This window comes from Mitsuaria sp. BK037 (assembly GCF_014193045.1).
In the GTDB taxonomy this organism is placed as follows: Bacteria; Pseudomonadota; Gammaproteobacteria; order Burkholderiales; family Burkholderiaceae_C; genus Roseateles.
The window spans coordinates 1669767-1691530 of record NZ_JACHYS010000001.1; the positions used below are offsets into that span (position 1 = coordinate 1669767).

Consider the following 21764-nt stretch of genomic DNA (forward strand, 5'->3'; position numbering starts at 1 on the left):
GAAACCGCGAAACCGCGAGACGGCGAGACGAAAAGGTATTGGCTCGTAGTACAGCGATTCTTGCGAATCTTGGGCCTTCGCATTGCACCACTGGCGGCGAAGAATGGCGCTCATCGATGACGCGGTCCGTTGGCAGCGTCACCGTCCCCGCCTCGGGCGATGCCGCCCTACCCCTTCAGGAGTCCCTCATGACCCAACGTCTCGATTACACCCAGGTCTCGCCCGCCGGCGTCAAGGCGCTCGGCGGCGTCTACGGCTATGTAACGCAGAGCGGCCTGCCCGCCGCGCTGGTGGAACTGGTCTTCCTGCGGATCTCGCAGATCAACAACTGCGCCTACTGCCTGGACATGCACACCCGCGACCTGTTGAAGAAGGGCGTGCCGATCGAGAAGCTCGCCCTGGTGCAGGCCTGGGAGGAAGGCGGCGCGCTGTTCGATGCCCGGGAGCGCGCGGCGCTCGCCTGGGCCGAATCGGTGACGCGCGTGGCGAGCACCGGCGTCCCGGATGCCGACTTCGCCGCGGCGCATGCGGTGTTCAGCGAGAAGGAACTGGTCGACCTGACGATCGCGATCGGCCTCATGAACACCTACAACCGCCTCGCGATCAGCTTCCGCAACACGCCGCAGGCGGTCGCGATGGCGGCACGCTGAGCGCCAGCCATGGCGCCGCGCCGGGGCGTTCAGCCGATCGCCCGGCGCAGGTTCTCGCGGGCGCGTGCCTCGAGGCGCTCGCGCAGCATCGCCGTGCTGTACAGCACCGGCCGGTCGAGGAATGTGCGCAGGATCTGTCGACGCTTGCGGCGGAACAGGAAGCCGGGCACGAACGCGTATTCATTGCGGATCTGACGTTCGTACTCGTCGAAGCGCGGGCGCTCGGCGCCGAGGATGGCCAGGTCGATGTCCACGAGCACCTGCTCGTCGACGTTGCCCGGCACGCCGTCGTGCCGCGTGACCAGCACCAGCTGCCGCACCCGCTCGGCCGCCGCGGCCGCCGCGCCGGCGCTGGTCAATGCGCGGTGCGCCCATTCGGCGCTTCGTTCCTCGTTGCCGGATCCCTTGACGTCATAGATGGCGTCGTGGAACCACAGCGCCATCTCGACCTCCTCGGGGTGCTCCGCCAGATCGCGCACCTGCTCGAGCAGCGCCAGGCATTCCTCGAGGTGCTGCTGCGTGTGATAGCGGCGTTGCGGTTCGGCATAGCAGGCGAGCAGCTCATCGCGCAGCGCGATGCCGTCCGGGCCGTCCGGGCCGCGGGTTCCGGCGCCGGGTCCGACCAGGGCGGACCACGCGCGCCGCCAGGAGCGTTCGAAGAGAGCGTTCATGTGGGCGCGATGGTAGCGACTCCTGGGGCTTGATCGGTCACTGCCCTACGATGCGGCCCCATGGCCATTCACATCACCACCCCGACCGTCGACTCCGACGCCTTCAGCACCGCCGATCAACGCGTCTGGCTCAAGCTCGAAGCCCTGCAGCCTTGCGGCTCGTTCAAGCTGCGCGGCGTCGGCCATGCCTGCGAGGTCCATGCGGCGCGCGGCGCGAAGCGATTGCTGTCGTCATCAGGCGGCAATGCGGGCATGGCGGTCGCGCATGCGGGCAGGCGGCTCGGGCTGCCGGTGGTGGTGGTCGTTCCCGAGACCACGCGCGAATGGCCGAAGACGCTGATCCGGCGCCAGGGCGCGGAGGTCATCGTCCACGGCAAGAGCTGGATGGAGGCCAATGACTTCCTGATAGCGATGCGCCAGCCGACGGATGCCTTCATCCATCCGTTCGACGACCCGCTGCTGTGGGAGGGGCACGCCACGATGATCGAGGAGGCCGCCGCGCAAATGCCCAAGCCCGACGCGGTCGTGCTGTCGGTCGGCGGCGGCGGGCTGATGAGCGGCGTGCTGCAGGGGATGCACGCCGTCGGATGGCAGGACGTGCCGCTGGTGGCGGTGGAGACCATTGGCGCGGAGTCGCTGAACGCGTCGATCGCCGCGGGAGAGCTCGTCACGCTGGACGCCATCACGAGCATCGCCACCTCGCTGGGCGCACGCCGCGTCAGCGAGCAGGCCTTCGCGTGGACGAAACGGCATCCGGTCACGGCGACCACGGTCAGCGACGCGGAGGCGGTGCAAGCCTGCCTCACGGTGGCGAAGGAGCATCGACTGATCGTCGAACCGGCGTGCGGCGCGGCGGTCGCCGCCGCGCTGAAGCGCTCGGTGCCCGTGTTGCAGGGCGCCCGGAACGTGCTGGTGATCCTGTGCGGCGGGGCTTGTGCGACGTATGAGGATCTGCAGGCGTGGGCGGGGTGAGGCGATGAAACCGGCTAGGCGCCGGTGTTACGGTGCCGGCTGTCGAAGTCTTGCCTCGCTTCTCGGAAGCGGTCCGCGTTCCCGACGATCCAAGTCCACAGCGGGACCATGCGAACCAGCAGCTCCATGCCCATGTCGGTGAGCTCGTACTCGACTCTGGGAGGCACCTCTTCAAAGTCGTGACGAAGCACCAAGCCGTCGCGTTCGAGTTGTCTCAGGGTGAGCGTCAACATGCGCTGAGTCACCCCGTGCATGCGCCTGCCGATCTCGGCGTGGCGAAGCCTGCCATACACACCGAGGGTGTGCACCACGCCGAGTGACCAACGACTTCCGGCATGCGCGAGCACCTCGCGCCGCACGCCGTCGTCGTCATCTCGCAGACCGTCACACACGGTCTGCGAATACTGAAGGATTTCGTCTCTGTTCACAGTGTTCAGCCCTCGGTATCACGCGTGTGCCTTCTTACGTCCGCGCTCCTGCGTGACTAGACTGGCGCCACTTCCTTGCAGTGGCCTACACGATGAACCGATCCGATCCTAACGCTACGTCTCAGAACATCCTCGTCCTCGGTGCCGGAGAGCTCGGCCTGCCTGTGCTGCGCCATCTCGCTCGCCGGGCGAAGGACGTGAAGGGTGCCAGGATCAGCGTGCTGCTGCGCGCGAGCGCTGTTGAATCCAACGATCCGGGCAAGCAGCGGGATATCGGGGAGATTCGACACCTGGGCATCGAGATCGTCGTGGGCGACCTCGTGAAGAGCTCCATCGATGAACTCGCCACGGTCTTCGCGCGCTATGACACGGTCATCGGTTGCGCAGGCTACGCCGCGGGAATCGACACGCCGATGAAGCTGGCGCGAGCCGCCCTGCAGGCCCGCATCCCAAGGTATTTCCCCTGGCAGTTCGGCGTCGATTTCGACGTGATCGGCCGAGGCAGTCCACAGGACATCTTCGATGCTCAGCTGGATGTGCGCGAGTTGCTGCGCGGCCAGCAAGAGACGGAGTGGGTCATCATCTCGACCGGCATGTTCATGAGCTACCTGTTCGAGCCCGAGTTCGGCGTGGTGGATCTCCAAGCGAATGCCGTCCATGCCCTGGGCAGCCTCGACACCGCGGTGACGCTGACGACACCGGACGACATCGGCGCACTGACGGCCGAGGTCGTCTTCTCCGAGCCTCGAATCCGCGACGAGATCGTTTACCTCGCAGGCGACACCGTCACCTATGCGGAGGTGGCCGACAAGCTGCAATCGGGCCTGGGCCGCCCCTTCAGCCGCCACGAGTGGACAGAGCAGTACCTGTTGGACGAGCTGGCGCGCGACCCGAACAACATGATGCGAAAGTACCGCGCGGCTTTTGCCCAAGGACGGGGTGTGGCATGGGAGAAGAGCGGCACATTCAATCAGCACCGCGCCATCCCTGTTACCGACGTGGCGTCCTGGATCAATGCCAATCTCGCTTCGAGTCGTCGCGACTAGTTCGGCTTGCCGGGCGCATCCCCCTACATCTTCTCGCCGGGCAACTCGCTCGCGGCCTTCGCCCAGGCGATGAAGACGGCTTCGTCGAGCGGGTCCTGTTCGCTCACGTGAAGATAGCGCGCATGCGCGGTCTTCGACTCGACCGGCGGCATCGGATCCAGCGACCTGCCGTTGAAGAACGCCACCTTGACGTAGCGCGTCATCACATGGATGCCGAGGAACCAGGTCTCGCCGTCCGTGCCGTAGAGCGGGGAGTTGTACTTCACCGCCTTGCGGACCTCGGGCACCGCGTCGGTGACCAGCGCGTCCAGGCGCCGGACCACGGTCTGCTTCCAGCCCGTGAGGGCCGCGATGTAGGCCTGCACCGGCGCGTCGCCGTGGCCCTTCGGGATCTGGGGATTGCCGCCGGCGAGCAGCACGCCCGTGGCGGCCGGGCTCGCCGTCTTCTGCTTCGTCATGCGCGCGTCCGTCTGTCGAGGAGATCGGCGGACCTTAACACTGCCTTCACGCCGACGCCCGCTGACTGCATCGAGCCCCCTCACCCCTTCCCTCTCCCCCTCGGGGGAGAGGGAGTGAATCCTGGATCGCCCCCCTTGCTCTCCCTATTGCTCTCTTCACTCGCTCCACTCTCCGTCCCTCGGGGGAGAGGGAGTGGATCTGGGCGGGGATCTCACGGAGTGATATCGATCAGGACATCGCCGGCACTAGAAATGTGATTGGTCCGACATCCCTGGCCTCCCTACGATCGCTGTCACCTCACGAGGCGCGCCGGCCATCGGCGTGACCTCCACAGCAACATCAACGAGGAGACAACGACCATGAAGACGACGCGTCGTCATCTGCTGGCCATGGCCGCGCTCGGCCTGTCGCTGGCCGGCACCGCTTACAGCGCCTTCGCCGCCGACAAGCCGCTCGTCCTGGGCTTCTCCCAGGTCGGCGCCGAGAGCGAATGGCGCACCGCCAACAGCAACTCCATCAAGGACGCCGCCAAGCAGGCCGGCATCACCCTCAAGTTCGCCGACGCCCAGCAGAAGCAGGAAAACCAGGTCAAGGCCATCCGCTCCTTCATCGCCCAGAAGGTCGACGTCATCGCCTTCTCCCCCGTCGTCGAATCCGGCTGGGACACCGTCCTGCGTGAAGCCAAGAACGCCAAGATCCCGGTCATCCTCACCGACCGCGCCGTCAAGGTCAGCGACCCCTCCCTCTACGTCACCTTCATCGGCTCCGACTTCGTCGAGGAAGGCCGCAAGGCCGGCCGCTGGCTCGTCGACTGGGCCAAGAAGAACGCCCCCACCGGCGAGGTCAACATCGTCGAGCTCCAGGGCACCGTCGGCTCCGCGCCGGCACTCGACCGCAAGCGTGGCTTCGAGGAAATCATCCAGGCCGAGCCTCGCCTGAAGATCGTGCGCTCGCAGTCCGGCGACTTCACCCGCGCCAAGGGCAAGGAAGTCATGGAGGCCTTCCTCAAGGCCAAGGACAAGAAGATCCACGTCCTCTTCGCTCACAACGACGACATGGCCATCGGCGCCATCCAGGCCATCGAGGAAGCGGGCCTCAAGCCCGCCAAGGACATCGCCATCGTCTCCATCGACGGCGTGCGCGGCGCCTTCCAGGCCATGGCCGCCGGCAAGCTCAACGTCACCGTCGAGTGCAACCCCATGCTCGGCCCGCAGCTCATGCAGCTGGCCAAGGATGTCGTCGCCGGCAAGCCGGTGGCCAAGCGCATCACGACCGAGGAAGGCGTCTTCACCGCCGACGTCGCGGCCAAGGAACTCCCCAACCGCAAGTACTGATGGACGCCCCGGCTCCGCTGCTCTCGCTCGCCGGCATCGACAAGGGCTTCCCCGGCGTGCAGGCCCTGTCCGGCGTCGGGCTGCGGCTCTTCGCCGGCGAAATCCACGCGCTGATGGGCCAGAACGGCGCCGGCAAGTCCACGCTGATCAAGGTCCTCACCGGCCTCTACGCGCCGGATGCCGGCCGCATCGAACTCGGCGGCGCGCCCATCGCGCCGCGCTCCACCGCCGACGCGCAGGCGCTGGGCATCAGCACCGTCTACCAGGAGGTCAACCTCGTCCCTAACCTCTCGGTGGCGGAGAACCTCTTCATCGGCCGCTATCCGCGGCGCTGGGGCCAGATCGACTGGCGCCGCATGCGCGAGCGCTCGCGCCAGCTGCTGGCGGAACTGGAGCTCGACATCGACGTGGACGCGCCGCTGGCGCGCTACTCGCTGTCCATCCAGCAGATGGTGGCCATCGCACGGGCGCTCAACATCTCGGCGCGCGTCCTCATCCTCGACGAGCCCACCTCCAGCCTCGACGAGGCCGCGGTCCAGCACCTGTTCCGCGTCATGCGCCGGCTGCGCGAGCAGGGCATGGCCCTGCTCTTCGTCACCCACTTCCTGGACCAGGTCTACGCCGTCTCCGACCGCATCACCGTCATGCGCAACGGCCGCACCGAGGGCGAGTACCTCGCCCGCGACCTCGGCCGCCTGGAACTGGTCCAGAAGATGGTGGGCCCGCACGCGGCCTCGACGGCACCACCCGCGTCCTGCGCCCAGACCACCACGCCGGCCCTGATCACCCACGGCCTCGCCCGCCGCGGCGGCTTGCAGCCGCTGGACCTGGAGATCCGCGAGGGCGAGGTACTGGGCCTGTGCGGCCTGCTGGGATCGGGCCGCACCGAGGCAGCGCGGCTGCTCTTCGGCGCGGACACCGCCGATGCCGGCGACATCGAGATCGCCGGCCAGCGGCAACGCTTCGCGTCCCCTCGACAGGCCATCGCGAGCGGCCTGGCCTTCTGCTCCGAGGACCGCAAGCTCGAGGGCGCGGTGCTGGCGCTCTCGGTCCGAGAGAACATCGTGCTTGCGCTGCAGGCGCGGCAAGGCTGGTGGCGAGCGATCCCGCTCAAGCGCCAGCAGGCGATTGCTGCCGACTACGTCCAGCGCCTGGGCATCAAGACGGCGGACATCGAGACGCCGATCGGTCTGCTCTCCGGCGGCAACCAGCAGAAAGCGCTGCTGGCTCGCTGGCTGCTGACGCAGCCGCGCCTGTTGATCCTGGACGAGCCGACGCGCGGCATCGACGTTCGCGCGAAGGAGGAGATCATGGACGAGGTCCGTCGCCTGTGTGCCGAGGGCAACGACGAGGACCGCCGCATGGCCGTCCTGTTCATTTCGTCCGAGCTCCCCGAGGTCCTGCGCTGCAGCGATCGTGTCGTCGTCCTGCGCGACCGCCGCGCGATCGGCACCTACGAACGGGGCCAGCTCGACGAACGCTCGGTCCTCGAAGTGATCGCCGCCGATGGTCCTCGGTAGCAAAACCGTTGAAGGAAGGTGGTGGTTGGGGACGGCAGTGCGTGGGGTTTTGGCGCTTGCCGCCAAGGCCCCATGCACTGGCGGCCAACGCCCGGACCGCGGCAGTGAATGCCAGAGCGCATGAATCGAAAGACTCCCGTGACAGACGCCCTCCCCCTGAGCGCTCTCCCGACGCCGAAGCGTCGACGCGTTTTCGCCCTCATGGCCGAGCACCCTCTGCTCCGCCCGATCGCCGCGCTGGCGATCCTGTTGCTGATCGACGTGATCCTGCTGCCCGGTTTCTGGCACCTGGAGATCAAGGACGGCCACCTCTACGGCCCGTTGATCGACATCCTGAACCGTGCTGCGCCCTTGATGCTGGCGGCCTTGGGCATGAGCCTGGTGATCGCGACGCGCGGGATTGACGTGTCGATCGGCGCCGTCGTGGCGATCGCCGCCACAGTGGCGGCGATGCTGGTCAACGGTGACCAGCCCCTGGTGCTGGCCTATGCCGGTGCGCTGGGCGCGGCGCTGCTTTGCGGCGTCTGGAACGGCGTGCTGGTGGCCGGCCTGAAGCTGCAGCCGATCATCGCGACCCTGATCCTGATGGTGGCGGGCCGCGGCCTGGCGCAGCTGCTGTCGGACGGCCAGATCCTGACCGTCTACCGCGACGATTTCTTCGTGCTGGGCGGCGGCTACCTGCTGGGGCTGCCGGTGTCGCTGTGGGTCGTGGCGGCCCTCTCGCTTGCCACCATCGCGCTGCTGCGCAAGACCGCGCTGGGCCTTTTCATCCAGGCGGTGGGCCTCAACCCGGTCGCATCGCGCCTGGCGGGCCTGCGCACCGCGACGCTGATCTTCGGCACCTATGTCTTCGCCGCCGGCTGCGCGGGCCTGGCCGGCCTGATGATCGCGTCCAACATCAAGAGCGCCGACGCCAACAACGCCGGCCTGCTGCTGGAGCTCGACGCCATCCTGGCCGTGACGCTGGGTGGCGCCTCGCTGGCCGGCGGCCGCTACCACCTGGCCGGCGCGCTCATCGGCGCGCTGATCATCCAGACCTTGACCACGACGATCTACTCGCTGGGCGTGCCGCCCGAGGTGAACATGGTGGTCAAGGCCATCGTCGTGTTCCTGCTCTGCATCCTGCAATCGAGCGAGCTGCGGCCGATGCTGCGCCGGCTCGCCCCGCGCGGAGGCGCCCGATGACTCCCCTCGTCCTCTTCCAGCGCTGGCTCCGCCAACCCGCCTTCAGCGCGCAGGTCACCGTCGTGCTGCTGCTCGCGCTGATCGCCGCCGGCGGCGCCCACTACACCGGCTTCGCCGCGCCGCAGGTGATGCTCAACCTGATCATCGACAACGCCTACCTGCTGGTGCTGGCCGTCGGCATGAGCCTGGTGATCCTGTCGGGCGGCATCGACCTGTCGGTCGGCGCGGTGCTGGCGCTGGCCACGACCGTCGCCGCCTGGCTGCTGCATCACGCCCACTGGCCGGCCTGGGCCGTCATCGCGCTCGTGCTCGGCGGCGGCGCGGCCTTCGGCGTGCTGCAGGGCGCGCTCATCCATGCGTTCCGGCTGCAGCCCTTCATCGTGACGCTGGCCGGCATGTTCCTCGCGCGCGGCCTGTGCTACCTGATCAGCGTCGATTCGATCACCATCGAGGATCCCACCTTCGTGCTGGTGTCCCAGACGCAATGGGCGGTGCCCGGCGGCTTCATCTCGCCCAGCGCCGCCATCGCGGTGGCGGTGCTGGTGGCGGGGATCTGGCTGGCGCACCGCAGCGCCTTCGGGCGCGCCGTCTACGCGCTGGGCGGCAACGAGCAGTCGGCGCTGATGATGGGCCTGCCGGTCGGGCGCACCAAGCTGATGGTGTACGGCCTGAGCGGCCTGTGCGCCGCCCTCGCCGGCCTGCTCTTCGCGTTCTACATGCTCAGCGGCTACGGCCTGCATGCGCAGGGCGCGGAGCTGGACGCGATCGCCGCGGTGGTCATCGGCGGCACGATGCTCAGCGGCGGCTATGGCTACGTCGCCGGTGCGCTGTCGGGCGTGCTGGTGCTGGGAGTGATCCAGACGCTGATCGCCTTCGACGGCACGCTCAGTTCCTGGTGGACCAAGATCGTCATCGGCGCGCTGCTGTTCGTGTTCTGCGTCGTGCAGCGCCTGCTGGCGCGGCCCGCGGGCCAGGCCTGAGCGGGCGTCCGACTTCAACCCTTCAATTCCTTCCCGCATGAATCCCTCCGCGTTCAGGTCCTGCCTCGCCGCCGCGCTGGTCACCGCCCTCGCGATCACCGCCGCGCCGGCGCGAGCCGCCAACCCGCTCTTCCCCCAGCTCTACACCGCCGATCCCGCAGTGCTGGTCGACAAGGGCCGCGTCTATCTCTACGTCGGCCATGACGAAGCCAAGCCCGATGGCAAGGACTTCGTGATGAACGAGTGGCGGGTGTATTCCAGCTGCGACCTGGTGCGCTGGACCGACCACGGCTCGCCGATGAAGGCGCTGGACTTCAAGTGGGCCAAGGGCCGCGCCTGGGCCTCGGACATCACCCGGCGGGTGGTCGACGGCAAGCCGACCTACTTCTTCTACACGACCGTCGAGCATGCGACGGTCCCCGGCTTCGCCATCGGCGTCGCGAGTTCGGACAGCCCCACCGGCCCGTTCAAGGACGCGCGCGGATCCGCCCTGGTCACCAACGACATGACGACCCAGACCGACATCGCCTGGGACGACATCGACCCGGCTGTGTTCGTCGACGACGACGGCCAGGCCTACCTCTACTTCGGCAACACGGTGCTGAAGGTCGCGAAGCTGGCGCCGTCGATGACGGCGTTGGCCGGCGCCATCGACGTCGTGCCGGTCAAGGACTTCACCGAGGCGTCCTACCTGCACAAGCACGGCGCGACCTACTACCTGTCCTACTCGCAGCATTTCCCCGAGGAGACGGCGTACATGACCGGCCCGTCGGCCACCGGCCCGTGGACGCCGCGCGGCGTGATCATGGCGAAGAACGCAGGGACGCCGACGATCCATCAGGCGATCTTCGAATTCAACGGCAAGAGCTACATCGCGTATCACAACGCCAAGCTGCCCGGTGGCGGCGAGTTCCGCCGCTCCGTCGCCATCGAGGAACTGCACTACAACCCGGACGGCACGATCCGCTTCATCCCGCAGACCGACGCCGGTCCCGCCGCGAATCCCTCGCCGGGTTGCCGGGGCTGAGCCCCTCGGCCCGTCAGCGTCTCAGCGCGCGTAGAGCTCCCTGGCGACGCCGCGCACCTCCTGCAGCAGCGTCCGCGCCCCGGGCGACAGCAGGTGCCCCTCGCGCGTGATGATGCCGAACGCGTCCATGCTGCAGGGCAGCTCGATCGGCAGGATCGCCAGCGCCTTCAGCGAGGCGTAGTAGCGCGCCACCTCGATGGGCATCACATGCAGCGCGTCGGTCTGCTGCAGCAGCGCCGTGATCACCAGCAGCGCCGTCGTGTCGACGGCATCGGCCGGCGGCTCGATCGCGGCGCGCCGGAACATCTGCTCCCAGCGATGCCGCAGCACGCTGCCGGGCGGCGGCAGGATCCACGCCTGGGTGGCCAGGTCGGCCAGCGACAGGTCGTCGCGCAGCAGCAGCGGATGCCCGATCCGGGCGACGGCGCAGGCCGGCTCGCCGCTAAGTTCCTCGTACTGCAGGCCCGACACGCTGTCCTCCTCGAGGATGCGGCCGATCATGAAGTCGAGCACGCCGCGCTGGAGCTGGTCCAGCAGCACCTTGCTGGTCTCCATCTGCACGCCGATGCGCAGCAGCGGCGCCTGCGCCTTGACCCGCGCGATCGCGCGCGGCAGCAGCGACATGCCCGGCGTCATGATCACGCCGACCTCGACCTGCCCGGTCAGGCCCTTCTTGAGCGCGACGATGTCGTCATGCGCCGCCGCCAGGCTGGTCAGCGCCATGCGCGCGTGCCGGATCATGGTCTCGCCGAACAGCGTCGGCACCATGCCGCGCGGCAGGCGCTCGAAGAGCTTGACCTCCAGCATGTCCTCCAGGTCCTTGAGCTGCTTGGACGCGGCGGGCTGGGTCATGCACAGCGCCTCCGAGGCGCGGTGGATGTTGCGGTGGTCGTCCAGCGCGATGAGCAGCAGCAGCTGCCGCGTCTTCAGCCGCGCGCGGAGGAACCAGTTGGGATTGGGAGCGTCGTCCATCGCGTCGGGGGTCGGTCAGGCCAGGTCCACGATGCCCTTGGCGGAGAGCACGTTGCTCAGGTCGTCGCCGGTTTCCTGCAGCTGCACCAGCGTGGCCTGGCGCGCGCCCAGCGGGTCGCGATTGCGGATCGCCGTCAGGATGGCCTGGTGGCGCGGCAGCGAGAGCTCATGGGTGTTGGGCAGCTGGCTGCTCAGCAGGATGGATTCGCGCAGCGCCAGCGAGAGCATGTTGCCGATGTAGGCCATCAGGTCGTTGTTGGTGGCCTCGGCGATGTGGCGGTGGAAGGCCAGGTCGGGCTCGAGCAGTTCCTCGGTGTCGGTGGCCGCGGCCATGCCGTCGAAGGCTTCCTCGATGCGATGGAGCTGGTCCGGCGTCGCGGCCTTGGCGGCCAGCGCGGCGGCGGCCGGCTCGAACACCCGCCTCACCTCCATCAGCGTGTTCAGGAACTCCGTCTGCGGCTTGGACTGGATCAGCCAGTACAGCACGTCCGGGTCGAGCAGATGCCACTCGTTGCGCGGGCGCACGATCGCGCCGGCGCGCTGGCGCGACACCACCAGCCCCTTGGCCACCAGCACCCGGATGGCCTCGCGCAGCACCGGCCGGCTGATTTCGTAGCGGTCCAGCAGCTGCTGCTCGGGCGGCAGGCGGTCGCCGGGGCCGAGCTCGCCCGAGACGATCGCCAGGCCCAGCTCGCTGACGATGCGGCCGTGCTGGCTCTTGCCCTCGGCGCGGCGGGAGCGCGGGCTGTAGGTCGAATGGTCGGCGCGGGTCTTCATATCGGGCGGCAGGCTATCACGGGCGGCCGGCCGGGAGACTCGCGACAAATCCTCCCTTGGCGGGCGGCGCGAGGCGTTGCAGGCAGCCGCCCTGGCGCAGCGCCGGCCGCCGCCTCGCGCGTCGACCCGTCGTCATGCGTCCACCGCCTGCACCGGCCCGTCGGGCTGCGGCTGGCCGAAGTCCGGCAGCCCGTCCGCGCGCCAGCCGAAGGGTTGCACGCGCGCATGGCGGTTGGGATCGTGCAACGGGTCGCCGACGATGTCGCGATAGCTGCGCGCGTGGTAGACCAGCAGGTCGGTGCGGCCATCCAGCGTGGTCGTGAAGCTGTTGTGGCCCGGACCGTACTGGCCGTTGGCGCTGGCGAAGACCGGCGTCGGCGACTTGTGCCAGACCGACGGATCGAGCAGATCCGCCTGGGCATCGGCCCACACCAGCCCCATGCAGTAGTTCGCATCGGTCGCCGCTGCCGAGTAGGCGACCAGCACGCGGCCGAAACGCTGCAGCACGGCCGGCCCCTCGTTGACGGCGAAGCCCACCCGCTCCCACGGCAGCACCGCCTCGCTGATCAGGGTCGGCGCGCTCTTGAGCGTCCAGGCATTGGCCAGCGTGGCCAGGTAGAGATTGGTCTTGCCCTGCCGCGCGCGATCCGCTTCCGCCCAGCACAGGTACTGCTCGCCGCCATGGCGGAAGGTCGTCGCATCGAGCGCGAAGTCGTCCAGCGGCGTGTGGATCTGGCCGCGTTCGATCCATTCGCCCTGCGTGGGATCGGCATGTGCGTTCTCCAGCACATGCATGCGGATCTTCCAGATGTCGTCGCGCTCGCCGCCGGCGAAGTAGATCAGCCAGCGGCCGTCGACGCGATGGAGCTCGGGCGCCCAGATGTGCCAGCTCGCCGGCCCCTGCGCATGGCGGGTCCAGACGATCCGCGGCGCTGCCTCGGGCAGGTCCTCGATGCGCGCGGCGCTGCGCAGCTCGATCGCATCGAAGCCCGGCACCGAGGCGGTGAACCAGTAGCGCCCGTCGTGCAGCGACAGGTGGGGATCGGCGCGTTGGGGAATCAGCGGATGGGACCAGTTCAGCGACATGGGAGCGACAGGAGGAAGAAGGAGGATCGACGAAGGCCAGGCAGCCGGTGATCAGCGGGGACGAAGGACGATCACGTTCCAGGACGCGGGCCGGAGCGTCGCGCGCAGCGTGTCGCCATCGACGCAGATGCCGCCCAGCGCGCGCGGCTGGAAGCGGTCCGGCAGGTCGACGGTGTTGGTGGCGTGGAGGTCCAGGTCATGGAGCTCCCAGGCCTCGCCGAGCGCCAGCCCGGCGTCGCCGCCCAGGCCCTGCAGTGCGACCGCGAGGTCCATCGGCGCGGCAAGGTGACGGTTCAGCGCGAAGACCGCGAGCGTGCCGTCGTCCTCGTTCCAGACCACGCTGGCCACCAGGTAGGGCAGCTCGCCTTCCTTGACATGGGGATAGGTCGGCGACGCGATCGACGGCCGCAGCACAGTGCCGCGCCCGAAGCGCGAGGCCAGCGCGAAGGGCCAGAAGATGGTCTGCCGCCAGGCCGGGCCGCCGGGCTCGGTCATGATGGGCGCGATCACGTTGACCAGTTGCGCCAGGCAGGCCACCTTCACCCGGTCCGCATGGTTCATCAGCATGCACAGCATGCCGCCGACCAGCAGCGCGTCCTCGACGGTGTAGACCTCCTCGAGCAAGCGCGGCGCCTCGGGCCAGCCGCCCTGCTTCAGGTGATGGCCGTGCCGCGCGCGGTACCAGACGTTCCACTCGTCGAAGCTCAGCATCAGCCGCTTCTTCGAGCGCCGCCGCGCCGCGACCGCATCGGCGATCGCGACGGTCGCCTCGATGTAGCGCGCGTTGGTCTCGATCTGGGCGAAGAAGCTTTCGGTGCTGGTGTCCGCACCGGGCGGCAGCACGCCGTCCGGCGCGAAGGGCTTCACGAAATAGCTGTGCAGCGAGACGAAGTCGACCTCGTCATGGCAATGCGACAGCACGCGGTCCTCCCACTCGCCATAGGTCGGCATGTCGAAGGCCGACGAGCCGCAGGCCGCCAGCTCGATGCCGGGCTGCAGCATGCGCATCAGCTTGGCGGTCTCCTGCGCGAGGCGACCATACTCGTCCGGCGTCTTGCGGCCGATCTGCCAGGGGCCGTCCATCTCGTTGCCCAGGCACCAGAGCGGGATCCGATGCGGCGGCTCGACGCCGTGCGCGCGGCGCCGGTCCGACAGTTCCGTCCCGCCGGGATGGCAGCAGTACTCGAGGTAGCGGCGCGCATCGTCCATGCCGCGCGTGCCGAGGTTGACGCCGAACATCGGGCTCAGGCCGAGTTCCTCGCACCAGGCCATGAACTCGTTGGTGCCGACCTGGTTGGTCTCGGTCGAGTACCACGCCAGGTCCAGCCGGCGCGGCCGCTGGTCCCGCGGCCCGACGCCATCCTCCCAGTCGTAGCCCGACATGAAGTTGCCGCCCGGATAACGGACCAGCGTGACGCCCAACTCCTTCACCAGCGCCTTCACGTCGCCGCGGAAGCCCTGTTCATCGGCGGTCGGGTGACCGGGCTCGAAGATCCCGGTGTAGACGCAGCGGCCCAGGTGCTCGACGAAGGCGCCGAAGAGGCGACGATCGAGCGCGCCGATGGCGAAGTCGCGGTGCACCGTCAGCGCGGCCGGGAAGCCCTCGCCCGCGGCGCCGGGCGATGCGGTACCGGCGTGGGCGCCGGCAGCAGCGGCATTCGGGAACGTCATCTCAGCGCCTCACCTTCTTCAAGGCCTTGTTGACCTGCTTCTCGACGTCGTCCTGCACCTCGGCGATGGGCTTGCCGGACACCAGCAGGTTGCTCACGTCCTCGCCGATCAGCAGCTCGACCGCCCGCTGCGTCGGCACGCTGCTGGGCATGGACGCGCCGGTGCGGGTGATCTCGGCCAGGTTCTCGCGGAACGGCAGCGCGCGGAAGGCCGCGCTCTGCGCCACCGAGCGCCGCACCGGCAGATGGCCGGTGCGCGCCCATTCGGCGCTGCGCTGCCAGATGAACTGCAGCAGCTTCAGCGCCGCCGCATGCTGCTCCGGCGTGGCGGCGCCGCCCTTGAAGAGCGCCCAGCTGTGACCGTCGGCGAAGACCGCCGGCCGCTGGTACAGCTGCGGGAACGGCACGACGGTGTAGCCGCCCTTGAGCGGCGACTCGGGCTTGCGGGCCTCGCGCAGGAACTGGTCGATCGTCCAGGTGCCGACCACCACGACACCGGCCTCGCCGTTGAGGAAGGCCTGGTTGGCCGCGCCGTAGTCGAGGTTGGGCTTCACATGCCCCTCGGCATAGAGCCGCTGCATCAGCGACAGCGCATTGACCACCTGCGGCTGGTGCATGTCGATACGGCGGCCATCGTCGCTGAACAGCTTCGTGTCCTGCTGCGCGATCAGCGTCTGGAAGGTGCGGTTGGTCGCCGCCGTCTCCTTCACGATCGCCCAGGCAAACAGCGGCTTGCCGGTCCGCTGCTTGAATTGGCGCGCCATCGCGAGCAACTCGTCCGGCGAATGCGGCAGGCGCGGCTTGCCATCCGCGCCCATCAGGCCGGCCTGGCCCATCAGCGTGGTGTTGATGTGCCACAGCCAGGCCCAGGTATCGAAGGGGAGCGCGTAGATCTGGCCGTTCAGCGTCACGCCGCGGCGGGCATGGTCGGTGAAGTCGTTCACGTCGATGCCCAGCGCCGGCAGCGACGCATCCAGCGGCTCGATCAGGCGGCGGCGAACGTAGTCACCGAGCGCCGATTCGTGCATCACCGCCACCGTCGGGATGTCCTTGGCCACCAGACGCGCAGTCAGCTGGTCATAGTACGGCGCCCACTCGGCCGTCTGCGTCTTCACGCGGATGCCGTCGGTGTTGGTGGCGTTGAACTCGTTGACCATCGCGGTCACGATGCCGCATTCGCCAACGCCCTGGCTCGCGTCGTTCACCGCGCCGAACTTGGCGTCGCAGCTGCCGAAGAAACGCATCAGCGTGATCTCGGTCTTGGGCGCGGGCTCGGCGTGGTTGTCGCCGCAGCTGGTCAGGAACGTGGTCGACATCAAGGCCGCGATGGTGGCCATGGCGAAGGCGGCCGCCCTTCGCGCGAAGGACTTCGCAACGCCTGGCGCGGGCTCTCCACGGGGCATGGGGGATCCCTCCTGGACCCCCAAGCCCCATTCCGGCCCCAGCAGCGCTCGTTGACGGCGGGCCTGAGCATGCGCGGCGTGCGCGGCGTGCGCGGTGGGCTGCGCGGTCATGAGCGGCCCGTCCCGGCGACGGCGGTCACCAGATGCTTCTGGAAGAAGAGATAAATCATCAGCACCGGGGCGCCGGCGAAGACCGCCTGCGCCATCAGGAAGCCCAATCCCTCCGACTGGGCGAAGTTGGTCTGCGTGGAGGCCAGGCCCCGCGTCAAGGTGTACATCTCCGGCTTGGTCGCGATGACCAACGGCCAGAGGTAATCGTTCCAGCACGCCAGGAAGGTGAAGATGCCCAGCGTCGCCTGCGCCGGCAGCGTCAGCGGCAGCACCACCTTGAAGAAGGTCTTGAAGCGCGAGGCGTTGTCCAGCATCGCCGCCTCCTCCAGGTCGATCGGGACGGCCTTGAAGTACTGCGTCATCAGGAAGACCCCGAACGGCGCGGCCAGTCCCGGCAGCGCCAGCCCGGCGTAGGTGTTCTGCAGGCCCCAGTCGGAGAACAGCCGGTGCAGCGGGATGAAGACGCTCTGCGAGGGCACGGCCAGGCCGAAGAGCACCAGCGGGAACAGCCAGCGCCGGCCCGGGAACTCGCAGCGCGCGAAGCCGTAACCCGCCAGCGAGGACAGCACCAGCACGCCCAGCGTCTGCAGCGCCGCCACCAGCGCGCTGTTGCCCAGCCAGCGGAACACCGCCGAGGTCTGCAGGATGTCGGCGTAGTTGGCCAGGGTGTAGGGCGGCGCCAGGAAGACGTCGGTGCGGACCATCAGCAGCTCGTTGGGCTTGAACGAGAGCGCCAGCACCCACAGCAGCGGCAGCATCCACAACGCGGCCAGCAGAACCAGCGCGGCCATCACCGCGCGGTCGAACCAGCCCTTGCGCAACATCGGGGTCATCGACGCGCTCCTTGCGCGGCTTCGCGCCGCTCCAGCCACATCTGCACGCTGACGCCGACCAGCATCACCGCCAGCAGGACCTGCGACGCGGCGGTGGCGTAGCCCAGCGAGAGCTGCATGAAGGCCTGCTCGTAAATGAACTGCACGATGGGCCGGGTGGTGTTGTTGGGGCCGCCGTTGGTCATGAGCATGATCTGCGGGAAGACCTGGAACTGGCGGATCACCTCGATGACGGCCACCAGCGCGACCGTGCGCTTGAGCGCCGGCAAGGTGACATGCGTCAAGGTGCGCCAGCGGCTGGCGTTGTCCAGCGCGGCGGCCTCGTAGACGTCGGACGGGATCTGCTGCAGCGCCGAGAGGAAGAGCATCATCGGCAGGCCGATGATCCACCACACCGTCACCAGCGCGAGCGTGGGCAGGGCCAGCAGGTCGCTGGTGAGCCAGGGCAGCTGCGGCAGGCCGAGCGCGGCGCTGCCCTGCGCGATCAGGCCGCGCTCGGGCATCAGCGCGAGTTGCCAGACCAGCGTGATCAGCGTGACGGAAAAGACGCTGGCGCAGAAGAAGACGGCGCGCAGGAAGGCGGCCAGCTTGCCCGGCCGGTTCAGCGCCAGCGCCAGCATCAGCGACAGGCCGACGAAGACCGGCACGCTCAGCAGCACGAAGCGGATCGTGTTCCAGACGACCTGGTGGAAGACGTCGTCGGCGAGCAGTTCGCGGTAGTTCTGCCAGCCGATGAAGAAGCTGTCGTTGGACAGCAGGTCGTGGTCGTGGAAGCTGATGAACCAGCCCTTGGCCAGCGGCCAGAGCAGCAGCAGCGCGTAAACGGCGACGAAGGGCAGCACGAACAGCGCATGCGCCGGGCGCGAGGCGCGCAATCCGACGGAGGACCGCGCAGGGACCTCTGGACTCATGCCGCCGCTCCCTGCGCCGACGCGTGGTGCGCCAGTCCCTGCTTGTCGAAGAGATGCGCCTCATCCATCGCGAGGTCCAGCTGCACCGTCTCCCCGGCCGTCGGCGACACGCCCGCGACCGTGGCGATCGCGCGGGTGCCGTCGACCAACCGCACATGCGCCAGGGTCCGCTCACCCAGGAACTCGACCATCTCCACCTGCGCCGGCAGCGGACCGCGCGCCGCGGTGACGAGGTGCTCGGGACGGATGCCGAGCGTGAGCTCGCTGCCCGGTACCGCCGCCTCGACCAGCGTCCCGATCTCCTGGCCGCCCGGCAGCTCGACCACCGCCCGTCCCTGCCGATCGGCCAGCCGCCGCACCGGGATGAAGTTCATCCCCGGCGTGCCGATGAACCCAGCCACGAAGCGCGTCGCCGGCCGGCGGTAAAGCTCCGCCGGCGGCGCGACCTGCTCGATGCGGCCGGCATTCATCACCACGATGCGGGTGGCCAGCGTCATCGCCTCGATCTGGTCGTGGGTGACGAAGACCATGGTCGCGCCCAGGCGCCGGTGCAGCTGCGCCAGCTCCAGCCGCGTGCGGCCGCGCAGCGCCGCATCCAGGTTGGACAGCGGCTCGTCGAACAGGAAGATCGCCGGCTCCTTCACCACCGCGCGGCCGATCGCCACGCGCTGCCGCTGACCGCCGGACAGCTGCCCCGGCTTGCGCGCCAGCAGCGCGTCGAGCTCCAGCATCCGCGCCGCCTCCTGGATGCGGCGGTCGATCTCGGCCTCGGTCAGCTTGATGTTGCGCAGGCCGAAGGCCAGGTTGTCGCGCACCGTCATGTGCGGATACAGCGCGTAGTGCTGGAACACCATGGCCAGCTGCCGCAGGCCCGGCGCCGCATGGGTGACGTCCTGCCCGCCGATCAGGATGCGTCCGGCCGTCACTTCCTCCAGCCCGGCGATCATGCGCAGCAGGCTGGTCTTGCCGCAGCCCGACGGGCCGAGGAACACGATGAACTCGCCCGGCGCCACGTCGAGCGACAGGTCGGGGATGACCTGCACCGCGCCATAGCGCTTGCCGATCTGCTCCAGCTTGAGGGCTGCCAACGGAATGTCTCCTGAATCCTGGTGGGAAGGCCGGGGATCGTGTCGATCTTCTCCGGCCGCATGAAATTCGCCTACAGCTGGGGCCAGCCGTCCTCGGTCCAGCGCAGCGCGTCGATGCGCAGCTTGGGTTTGCCGCCGTCCTCGGCGTCATAGGCGTGACGCACGATCCAGCGGCCGGCCACGTCCTGGTGGCCCGGACCGATCCAGCGCCCGGCGCCCTGCTCCACCACCGTGCCGCCGCCGTCCAGCATCGCCCGGCCGTCGCGGTCGAGGAAAGGGCCCGTCGCCGACCGCGCGCGGCCGACGCGGATGTTGTAGGTGCTGGCCGTGCCGCGGCAGCAGAAGTCGTGCGAGGCGAACAGGTAGATCCACTCGCCATGCCGCACGATCGTCGGCGCCTCGATCGCGTCGCCGCGGCCCACGCCGTCCTTGCCGCGGCCGCGCGCGATGAAGCGCGTCGGCCCGGTCGGCCGCATCGTGGCGGGGTCGAACTCCACCAGGCGGAGTCCGCCCCAGAAGGAGCCGTAGCTCAGCCACAGCCGGCCATCGCCGCCCGCCGCGCGGTCATCGATGAACAGGTCGGGATCGATCGCATTGAAGTCGTCGCCCTCGACGCTCTTCACGACCAGGCCCTCGTCGCGCCACGGCCCGTCCAGCGACGCGCTGCTCGTCAGCCCGATCGCCGAGCGGTTCTTGCCGAAGGTCGAGATCGAGTACAGCAGCCAGTAGCGCCCCTGCAGCGCGAAGACCTTGGGCGCCCAGACGTCCAGCCCGCGATGCGCGGGCACGGCCTCGGCCCACCAGGCCGGCGCCTGCTGGAGCGCCGGCGCCAGGCGCGACCAGCGGCGGCCATCCTCCGAGCGCAGGTGCTGGATGCCGTTGCCAGTCGTGAAGACGTGCAGCACGCCGTCGCGCTCGATCAGCGTCGGGTCATGCGCGCCGGGGGCGAGCTCCGCCGCTTGCCGGTCGCCGCCCGACGACACGCCGGACGGCGCGATGGCCGCGCAGCCCGCCGTCAACGCCGCTGCGAGCGAGACCGTCAGCGCAACGCTGGCCGCCTGCGCGAGCGAGGCCCGACGCGCAGGTCGATGCGGACGATGACGGGGCTGCGCGCCTTGCATGGTCAGCCGGCGAAGGTGTAGGCGGTCTTGACCGTCGTGTAGAACTCGCGGGCATGGGTGCCCTGCTCGCGCGGCCCATAGCTCGAGCCCTTCGTGCCGCCGAAAGGCACGTGGTAATCGACGCCGGCGGTCGGCAGGTTGACCATCACCATCCCGGCCTGCGCATGCAGCTTGAAGTGGCTCGCATGCTTCAGCGAGCGGGTGCAGATGCCGGCGGACAGGCCGAACTCGGTGTCGTTGGCCAGCGCCAGCGCCTCGTCGTAGTCGCGCACCCGCACGACGTTGGCCACCGGGCCGAAGACTTCCTCGCGACTGATCGTCATCGCGTTGGTCGTGCCGGTGATCAGCGCCGGGCGCTGGTAGAAGCCCTTCGTCTCGCGCTCGACCACATCGCCGCCGAAGGCGAGCGTGCCGCCCTCCCGCTGCGCGATGTCGACGTAGCGCAGGTTCTGCTCGAGCTGGCGCTGGTCGACCACCGGGCCGATGTCGGTGCCGGCCTTGAGCGCGTGGTCGATCTTCAGCGTGCCCAGCTTGGCGACGACGGCCTCGACGAAGCGGTCGTGGATGCCCTCGGTGACGAGGATGCGGCTCGACGCGGTGCAGCGCTGGCCGGTCGAGAAGAAGGCGCTCTGCACGGCCGAGTTCACGGCCACGTCCAGGTCGGCGTCGTCGAGCACGACCAGCGGATTCTTGCCGCCCATCTCGGCCTGCACCTTGGCCTGGCGCGCGGCGCAGGCGGCGATGATGCGGCGGCCGGTGCCCACCGAGCCGGTGAAGCTGATGGCCTTGACGCGCGGCGAGTCGACCAGCGTCTGCCCGACCTGCGAGCCCGCGCCCATCACCAGGTTGAAGACGCCCTTGGGCAGCGCGGTGCGCGACAGGATGTCCGCCAGCGTCCAGCCGCAGCCCGGCACCAGCTCCGCCGGCTTGAAGACCACCGTGTTGCCGTAGGCCAGCGCCGGCGCGATCTTCCAGGCGGGGATCGCGATCGGGAAGTTCCACGGCGCGATCAGGCCGACGACGCCCACGGGCTGGCGCAGCACGTCCACCGACACGCCGGGACGCACCGAGGCCACCGTCTCGCCGCCGCAGCGCAGCGCCTCGGCGGCGAAGAACTTGAAGATCATCGCGGCGCGGTGCGTCTCGCCCATGCCCTCGGGCAGGGTCTTGCCTTCCTCGCGCGATAGCAGCCGGCCGATCTCCTCGCGGCGCGCCAGCAGCTCGTTGCCGACCGCGTCCAGCACGTCGAAGCGCTGCTGCGGCGTGCTCGCCGCCCACGCGGGGAACGCGGCCTGCGCCGCGGCGATGGCGGCCTCGGTCTGCGCGGCGTCGGCTTGCGCGTACAGCCCGATCACGTCGCTGGTGTCGGACGGATTGATGTTGGGTCGCTGGTCCACGCCGGCGACCCATTCGCCGGCGATGTAGTTCTTGAATTCGGGGATGGCGCTCATGACGGTCCTTGCTGACCCGGCGTCGCTCACGGCCTTATGCGGCTCTGGGCGGCTCTGGCCGGGTCTCGG

Annotated in this window: 21 protein-coding genes; 8 read left to right on the plus strand and 13 right to left on the minus strand. The window is 69.1% G+C overall.

Annotated elements, in window-relative coordinates; translation table 11 throughout:
- The first annotated feature begins 188 nt into the window (after positions 1–188).
- Complete coding sequence (locus FHT37_RS06835; protein ID WP_091724709.1) at positions 189–650, plus strand: carboxymuconolactone decarboxylase family protein; 462 nt, start codon at positions 189–191, stop codon at positions 648–650.
- A gap of 29 nt (positions 651–679) precedes the next feature.
- Here the strand turns inward: FHT37_RS06835 and FHT37_RS06840 are convergent, their stop codons facing one another.
- Complete coding sequence (locus FHT37_RS06840; protein WP_183479701.1) at positions 680–1321, minus strand: N-methyl-D-aspartate receptor NMDAR2C subunit; 642 nt, start codon at positions 1319–1321, stop codon at positions 680–682.
- Between the two features lie 60 nt (positions 1322–1381).
- Between FHT37_RS06840 and FHT37_RS06845 the strand changes: the two genes are divergently transcribed.
- Positions 1382–2293 carry a pyridoxal-phosphate dependent enzyme gene (locus FHT37_RS06845; protein ID WP_183479703.1) on the plus strand — a complete coding sequence of 304 codons (912 nt, stop codon included), beginning with the start codon at positions 1382–1384 and terminating at the stop codon, positions 2291–2293.
- A gap of 14 nt (positions 2294–2307) precedes the next feature.
- Here the strand turns inward: FHT37_RS06845 and FHT37_RS06850 are convergent, their stop codons facing one another.
- Positions 2308–2721 (minus strand): helix-turn-helix domain-containing protein, encoded by a 414-nt coding sequence (locus FHT37_RS06850; RefSeq protein ID WP_147242564.1) that lies wholly within the window; start codon positions 2719–2721, stop codon positions 2308–2310.
- A gap of 92 nt (positions 2722–2813) precedes the next feature.
- Here FHT37_RS06850 and FHT37_RS06855 point away from each other — a divergent pair, with 92 nt between their 5' ends.
- Positions 2814–3767 (plus strand): aromatic alcohol reductase, encoded by a 954-nt coding sequence (locus tag FHT37_RS06855; protein WP_183479705.1) that lies wholly within the window; start codon positions 2814–2816, stop codon positions 3765–3767.
- Between the two features lie 23 nt (positions 3768–3790).
- Here the strand turns inward: FHT37_RS06855 and FHT37_RS06860 are convergent, their stop codons facing one another.
- Positions 3791–4225: a DUF1801 domain-containing protein gene (locus FHT37_RS06860; protein WP_183479707.1), complete on the minus strand. Its 435-nt coding sequence runs from the start codon at positions 4223–4225 to the stop codon at positions 3791–3793.
- A 360-nt stretch (positions 4226–4585) separates the two neighbouring features.
- On the opposite strand from FHT37_RS06860, the gene FHT37_RS06865 reads away from it, so the two are divergent.
- The 5 genes from FHT37_RS06865 to FHT37_RS06885 all read left to right on the plus strand — a co-directional run bounded on the left by FHT37_RS06865 (position 4586) and on the right by FHT37_RS06885 (position 10272).
- Positions 4586–5560 carry an ABC transporter substrate-binding protein gene (locus tag FHT37_RS06865; protein ID WP_183479709.1) on the plus strand — a complete coding sequence of 325 codons (975 nt, stop codon included), beginning with the start codon at positions 4586–4588 and terminating at the stop codon, positions 5558–5560.
- Positions 5560–7080, plus strand: a complete 1521-nt coding sequence (locus FHT37_RS06870) for a sugar ABC transporter ATP-binding protein (protein ID WP_183479711.1) — start codon at positions 5560–5562, stop codon at positions 7078–7080. Before FHT37_RS06865 ends, FHT37_RS06870 begins: the two co-directional genes overlap by 1 nt.
- Positions 7081–7281: 201 nt before the next feature.
- On the plus strand, positions 7282–8265 hold the full coding sequence (locus FHT37_RS06875; protein ID WP_147241643.1) for an ABC transporter permease: 984 nt from the start codon (positions 7282–7284) through the stop codon (positions 8263–8265).
- A complete protein-coding gene (yjfF, locus tag FHT37_RS06880; RefSeq protein WP_183479713.1) occupies positions 8262–9245 on the plus strand; it encodes a galactofuranose ABC transporter, permease protein YjfF in 984 nt (327 codons plus the stop codon). The genes FHT37_RS06875 and yjfF overlap by 4 nt, the downstream gene beginning before the upstream one ends.
- Before the next feature lie 37 nt (positions 9246–9282).
- The gene (locus FHT37_RS06885; protein ID WP_183479715.1) at positions 9283–10272 is read left to right on the plus strand and encodes a glycoside hydrolase family 43 protein; all 990 of its coding nucleotides are present in this window, start codon (positions 9283–9285) and stop codon (positions 10270–10272) included.
- Between the two features lie 21 nt (positions 10273–10293).
- Here the strand turns inward: FHT37_RS06885 and FHT37_RS06890 are convergent, their stop codons facing one another.
- The 10 genes from FHT37_RS06890 to FHT37_RS06935 all read right to left on the minus strand — a co-directional run bounded on the left by FHT37_RS06890 (position 10294) and on the right by FHT37_RS06935 (position 21695).
- Complete coding sequence (locus tag FHT37_RS06890; RefSeq protein ID WP_183479717.1) at positions 10294–11244, minus strand: LysR family transcriptional regulator; 951 nt, start codon at positions 11242–11244, stop codon at positions 10294–10296.
- A gap of 15 nt (positions 11245–11259) precedes the next feature.
- Positions 11260–12021 carry a FadR/GntR family transcriptional regulator gene (locus FHT37_RS06895; RefSeq protein WP_183479719.1) on the minus strand — a complete coding sequence of 254 codons (762 nt, stop codon included), beginning with the start codon at positions 12019–12021 and terminating at the stop codon, positions 11260–11262.
- Between the two features lie 132 nt (positions 12022–12153).
- Positions 12154–13107 (minus strand): family 43 glycosylhydrolase, encoded by a 954-nt coding sequence (locus tag FHT37_RS06900; RefSeq protein ID WP_183479721.1) that lies wholly within the window; start codon positions 13105–13107, stop codon positions 12154–12156.
- A gap of 51 nt (positions 13108–13158) precedes the next feature.
- Positions 13159–14778, minus strand: a complete 1620-nt coding sequence (locus FHT37_RS06905; protein ID WP_183479723.1) for an alpha-N-arabinofuranosidase — start codon at positions 14776–14778, stop codon at positions 13159–13161.
- A gap of 1 nt (position 14779) precedes the next feature.
- The gene (locus FHT37_RS06910; protein WP_175538278.1) at positions 14780–16093 is read right to left on the minus strand and encodes an extracellular solute-binding protein; all 1314 of its coding nucleotides are present in this window, start codon (positions 16091–16093) and stop codon (positions 14780–14782) included.
- Between the two features lie 194 nt (positions 16094–16287).
- Positions 16288–17124, minus strand: coding sequence for a carbohydrate ABC transporter permease (locus FHT37_RS06915; protein WP_091724724.1), 837 nt, complete (start codon positions 17122–17124; stop codon positions 16288–16290).
- Positions 17121–18035, minus strand: a complete 915-nt coding sequence (locus FHT37_RS06920) for a carbohydrate ABC transporter permease (RefSeq protein WP_183479724.1) — start codon at positions 18033–18035, stop codon at positions 17121–17123. The genes FHT37_RS06915 and FHT37_RS06920 overlap by 4 nt, the downstream gene beginning before the upstream one ends.
- Entirely contained in the window at positions 18032–19123 is a 1092-nt protein-coding gene (locus FHT37_RS06925; protein WP_183479727.1) for an ABC transporter ATP-binding protein, read from the minus strand. Before FHT37_RS06925 ends, FHT37_RS06920 begins: the two co-directional genes overlap by 4 nt.
- A 71-nt stretch (positions 19124–19194) precedes the next feature.
- A complete protein-coding gene (locus FHT37_RS06930) occupies positions 19195–20244 on the minus strand; it encodes an arabinan endo-1,5-alpha-L-arabinosidase (RefSeq protein ID WP_183479729.1) in 1050 nt (349 codons plus the stop codon).
- Between the two features lie 2 nt (positions 20245–20246).
- A complete protein-coding gene (locus tag FHT37_RS06935; RefSeq protein ID WP_183479730.1) occupies positions 20247–21695 on the minus strand; it encodes an aldehyde dehydrogenase family protein in 1449 nt (482 codons plus the stop codon).
- Positions 21696–21764 lie beyond the last annotated feature (69 nt).

Bases quoted from the DNA above. Each gene is read 5' to 3' on its own strand.
- FHT37_RS06835 (WP_091724709.1), top strand. From the start codon at position 189: ATGACCCAACGTCTCGATTACACCCAGGTCTCGCCCGCCGGCGTCAAG.
- FHT37_RS06840 (WP_183479701.1), bottom strand. From the start codon at position 1,321: ATGAACGCTCTCTTCGAACGCTCCTGGCGGCGCGCGTGGTCCGCCCTG.
- FHT37_RS06845 (WP_183479703.1), top strand. From the start codon at position 1,382: ATGGCCATTCACATCACCACCCCGACCGTCGACTCCGACGCCTTCAGC.
- FHT37_RS06855 (WP_183479705.1), top strand. From the start codon at position 2,814: ATGAACCGATCCGATCCTAACGCTACGTCTCAGAACATCCTCGTCCTC.
- FHT37_RS06860 (WP_183479707.1), bottom strand. From the start codon at position 4,225: ATGACGAAGCAGAAGACGGCGAGCCCGGCCGCCACGGGCGTGCTGCTC.
- FHT37_RS06865 (WP_183479709.1), top strand. From the start codon at position 4,586: ATGAAGACGACGCGTCGTCATCTGCTGGCCATGGCCGCGCTCGGCCTG.
- FHT37_RS06870 (WP_183479711.1), top strand. From the start codon at position 5,560: ATGGACGCCCCGGCTCCGCTGCTCTCGCTCGCCGGCATCGACAAGGGC.
- FHT37_RS06875 (WP_147241643.1), top strand. From the start codon at position 7,282: ATGGCCGAGCACCCTCTGCTCCGCCCGATCGCCGCGCTGGCGATCCTG.
- yjfF (WP_183479713.1), top strand. From the start codon at position 8,262: ATGACTCCCCTCGTCCTCTTCCAGCGCTGGCTCCGCCAACCCGCCTTC.
- FHT37_RS06885 (WP_183479715.1), top strand. From the start codon at position 9,283: ATGAATCCCTCCGCGTTCAGGTCCTGCCTCGCCGCCGCGCTGGTCACC.
- FHT37_RS06890 (WP_183479717.1), bottom strand. From the start codon at position 11,244: ATGGACGACGCTCCCAATCCCAACTGGTTCCTCCGCGCGCGGCTGAAG.
- FHT37_RS06895 (WP_183479719.1), bottom strand. From the start codon at position 12,021: ATGAAGACCCGCGCCGACCATTCGACCTACAGCCCGCGCTCCCGCCGC.
- FHT37_RS06900 (WP_183479721.1), bottom strand. From the start codon at position 13,107: ATGTCGCTGAACTGGTCCCATCCGCTGATTCCCCAACGCGCCGATCCC.
- FHT37_RS06905 (WP_183479723.1), bottom strand. From the start codon at position 14,778: ATGACGTTCCCGAATGCCGCTGCTGCCGGCGCCCACGCCGGTACCGCA.
- FHT37_RS06910 (WP_175538278.1), bottom strand. From the start codon at position 16,093: ATGTCGACCACGTTCCTGACCAGCTGCGGCGACAACCACGCCGAGCCC.
- FHT37_RS06915 (WP_091724724.1), bottom strand. From the start codon at position 17,124: ATGACCCCGATGTTGCGCAAGGGCTGGTTCGACCGCGCGGTGATGGCC.
- FHT37_RS06920 (WP_183479724.1), bottom strand. From the start codon at position 18,035: ATGAGTCCAGAGGTCCCTGCGCGGTCCTCCGTCGGATTGCGCGCCTCG.
- FHT37_RS06930 (WP_183479729.1), bottom strand. From the start codon at position 20,244: ATGCAAGGCGCGCAGCCCCGTCATCGTCCGCATCGACCTGCGCGTCGG.
- FHT37_RS06935 (WP_183479730.1), bottom strand. From the start codon at position 21,695: ATGAGCGCCATCCCCGAATTCAAGAACTACATCGCCGGCGAATGGGTC.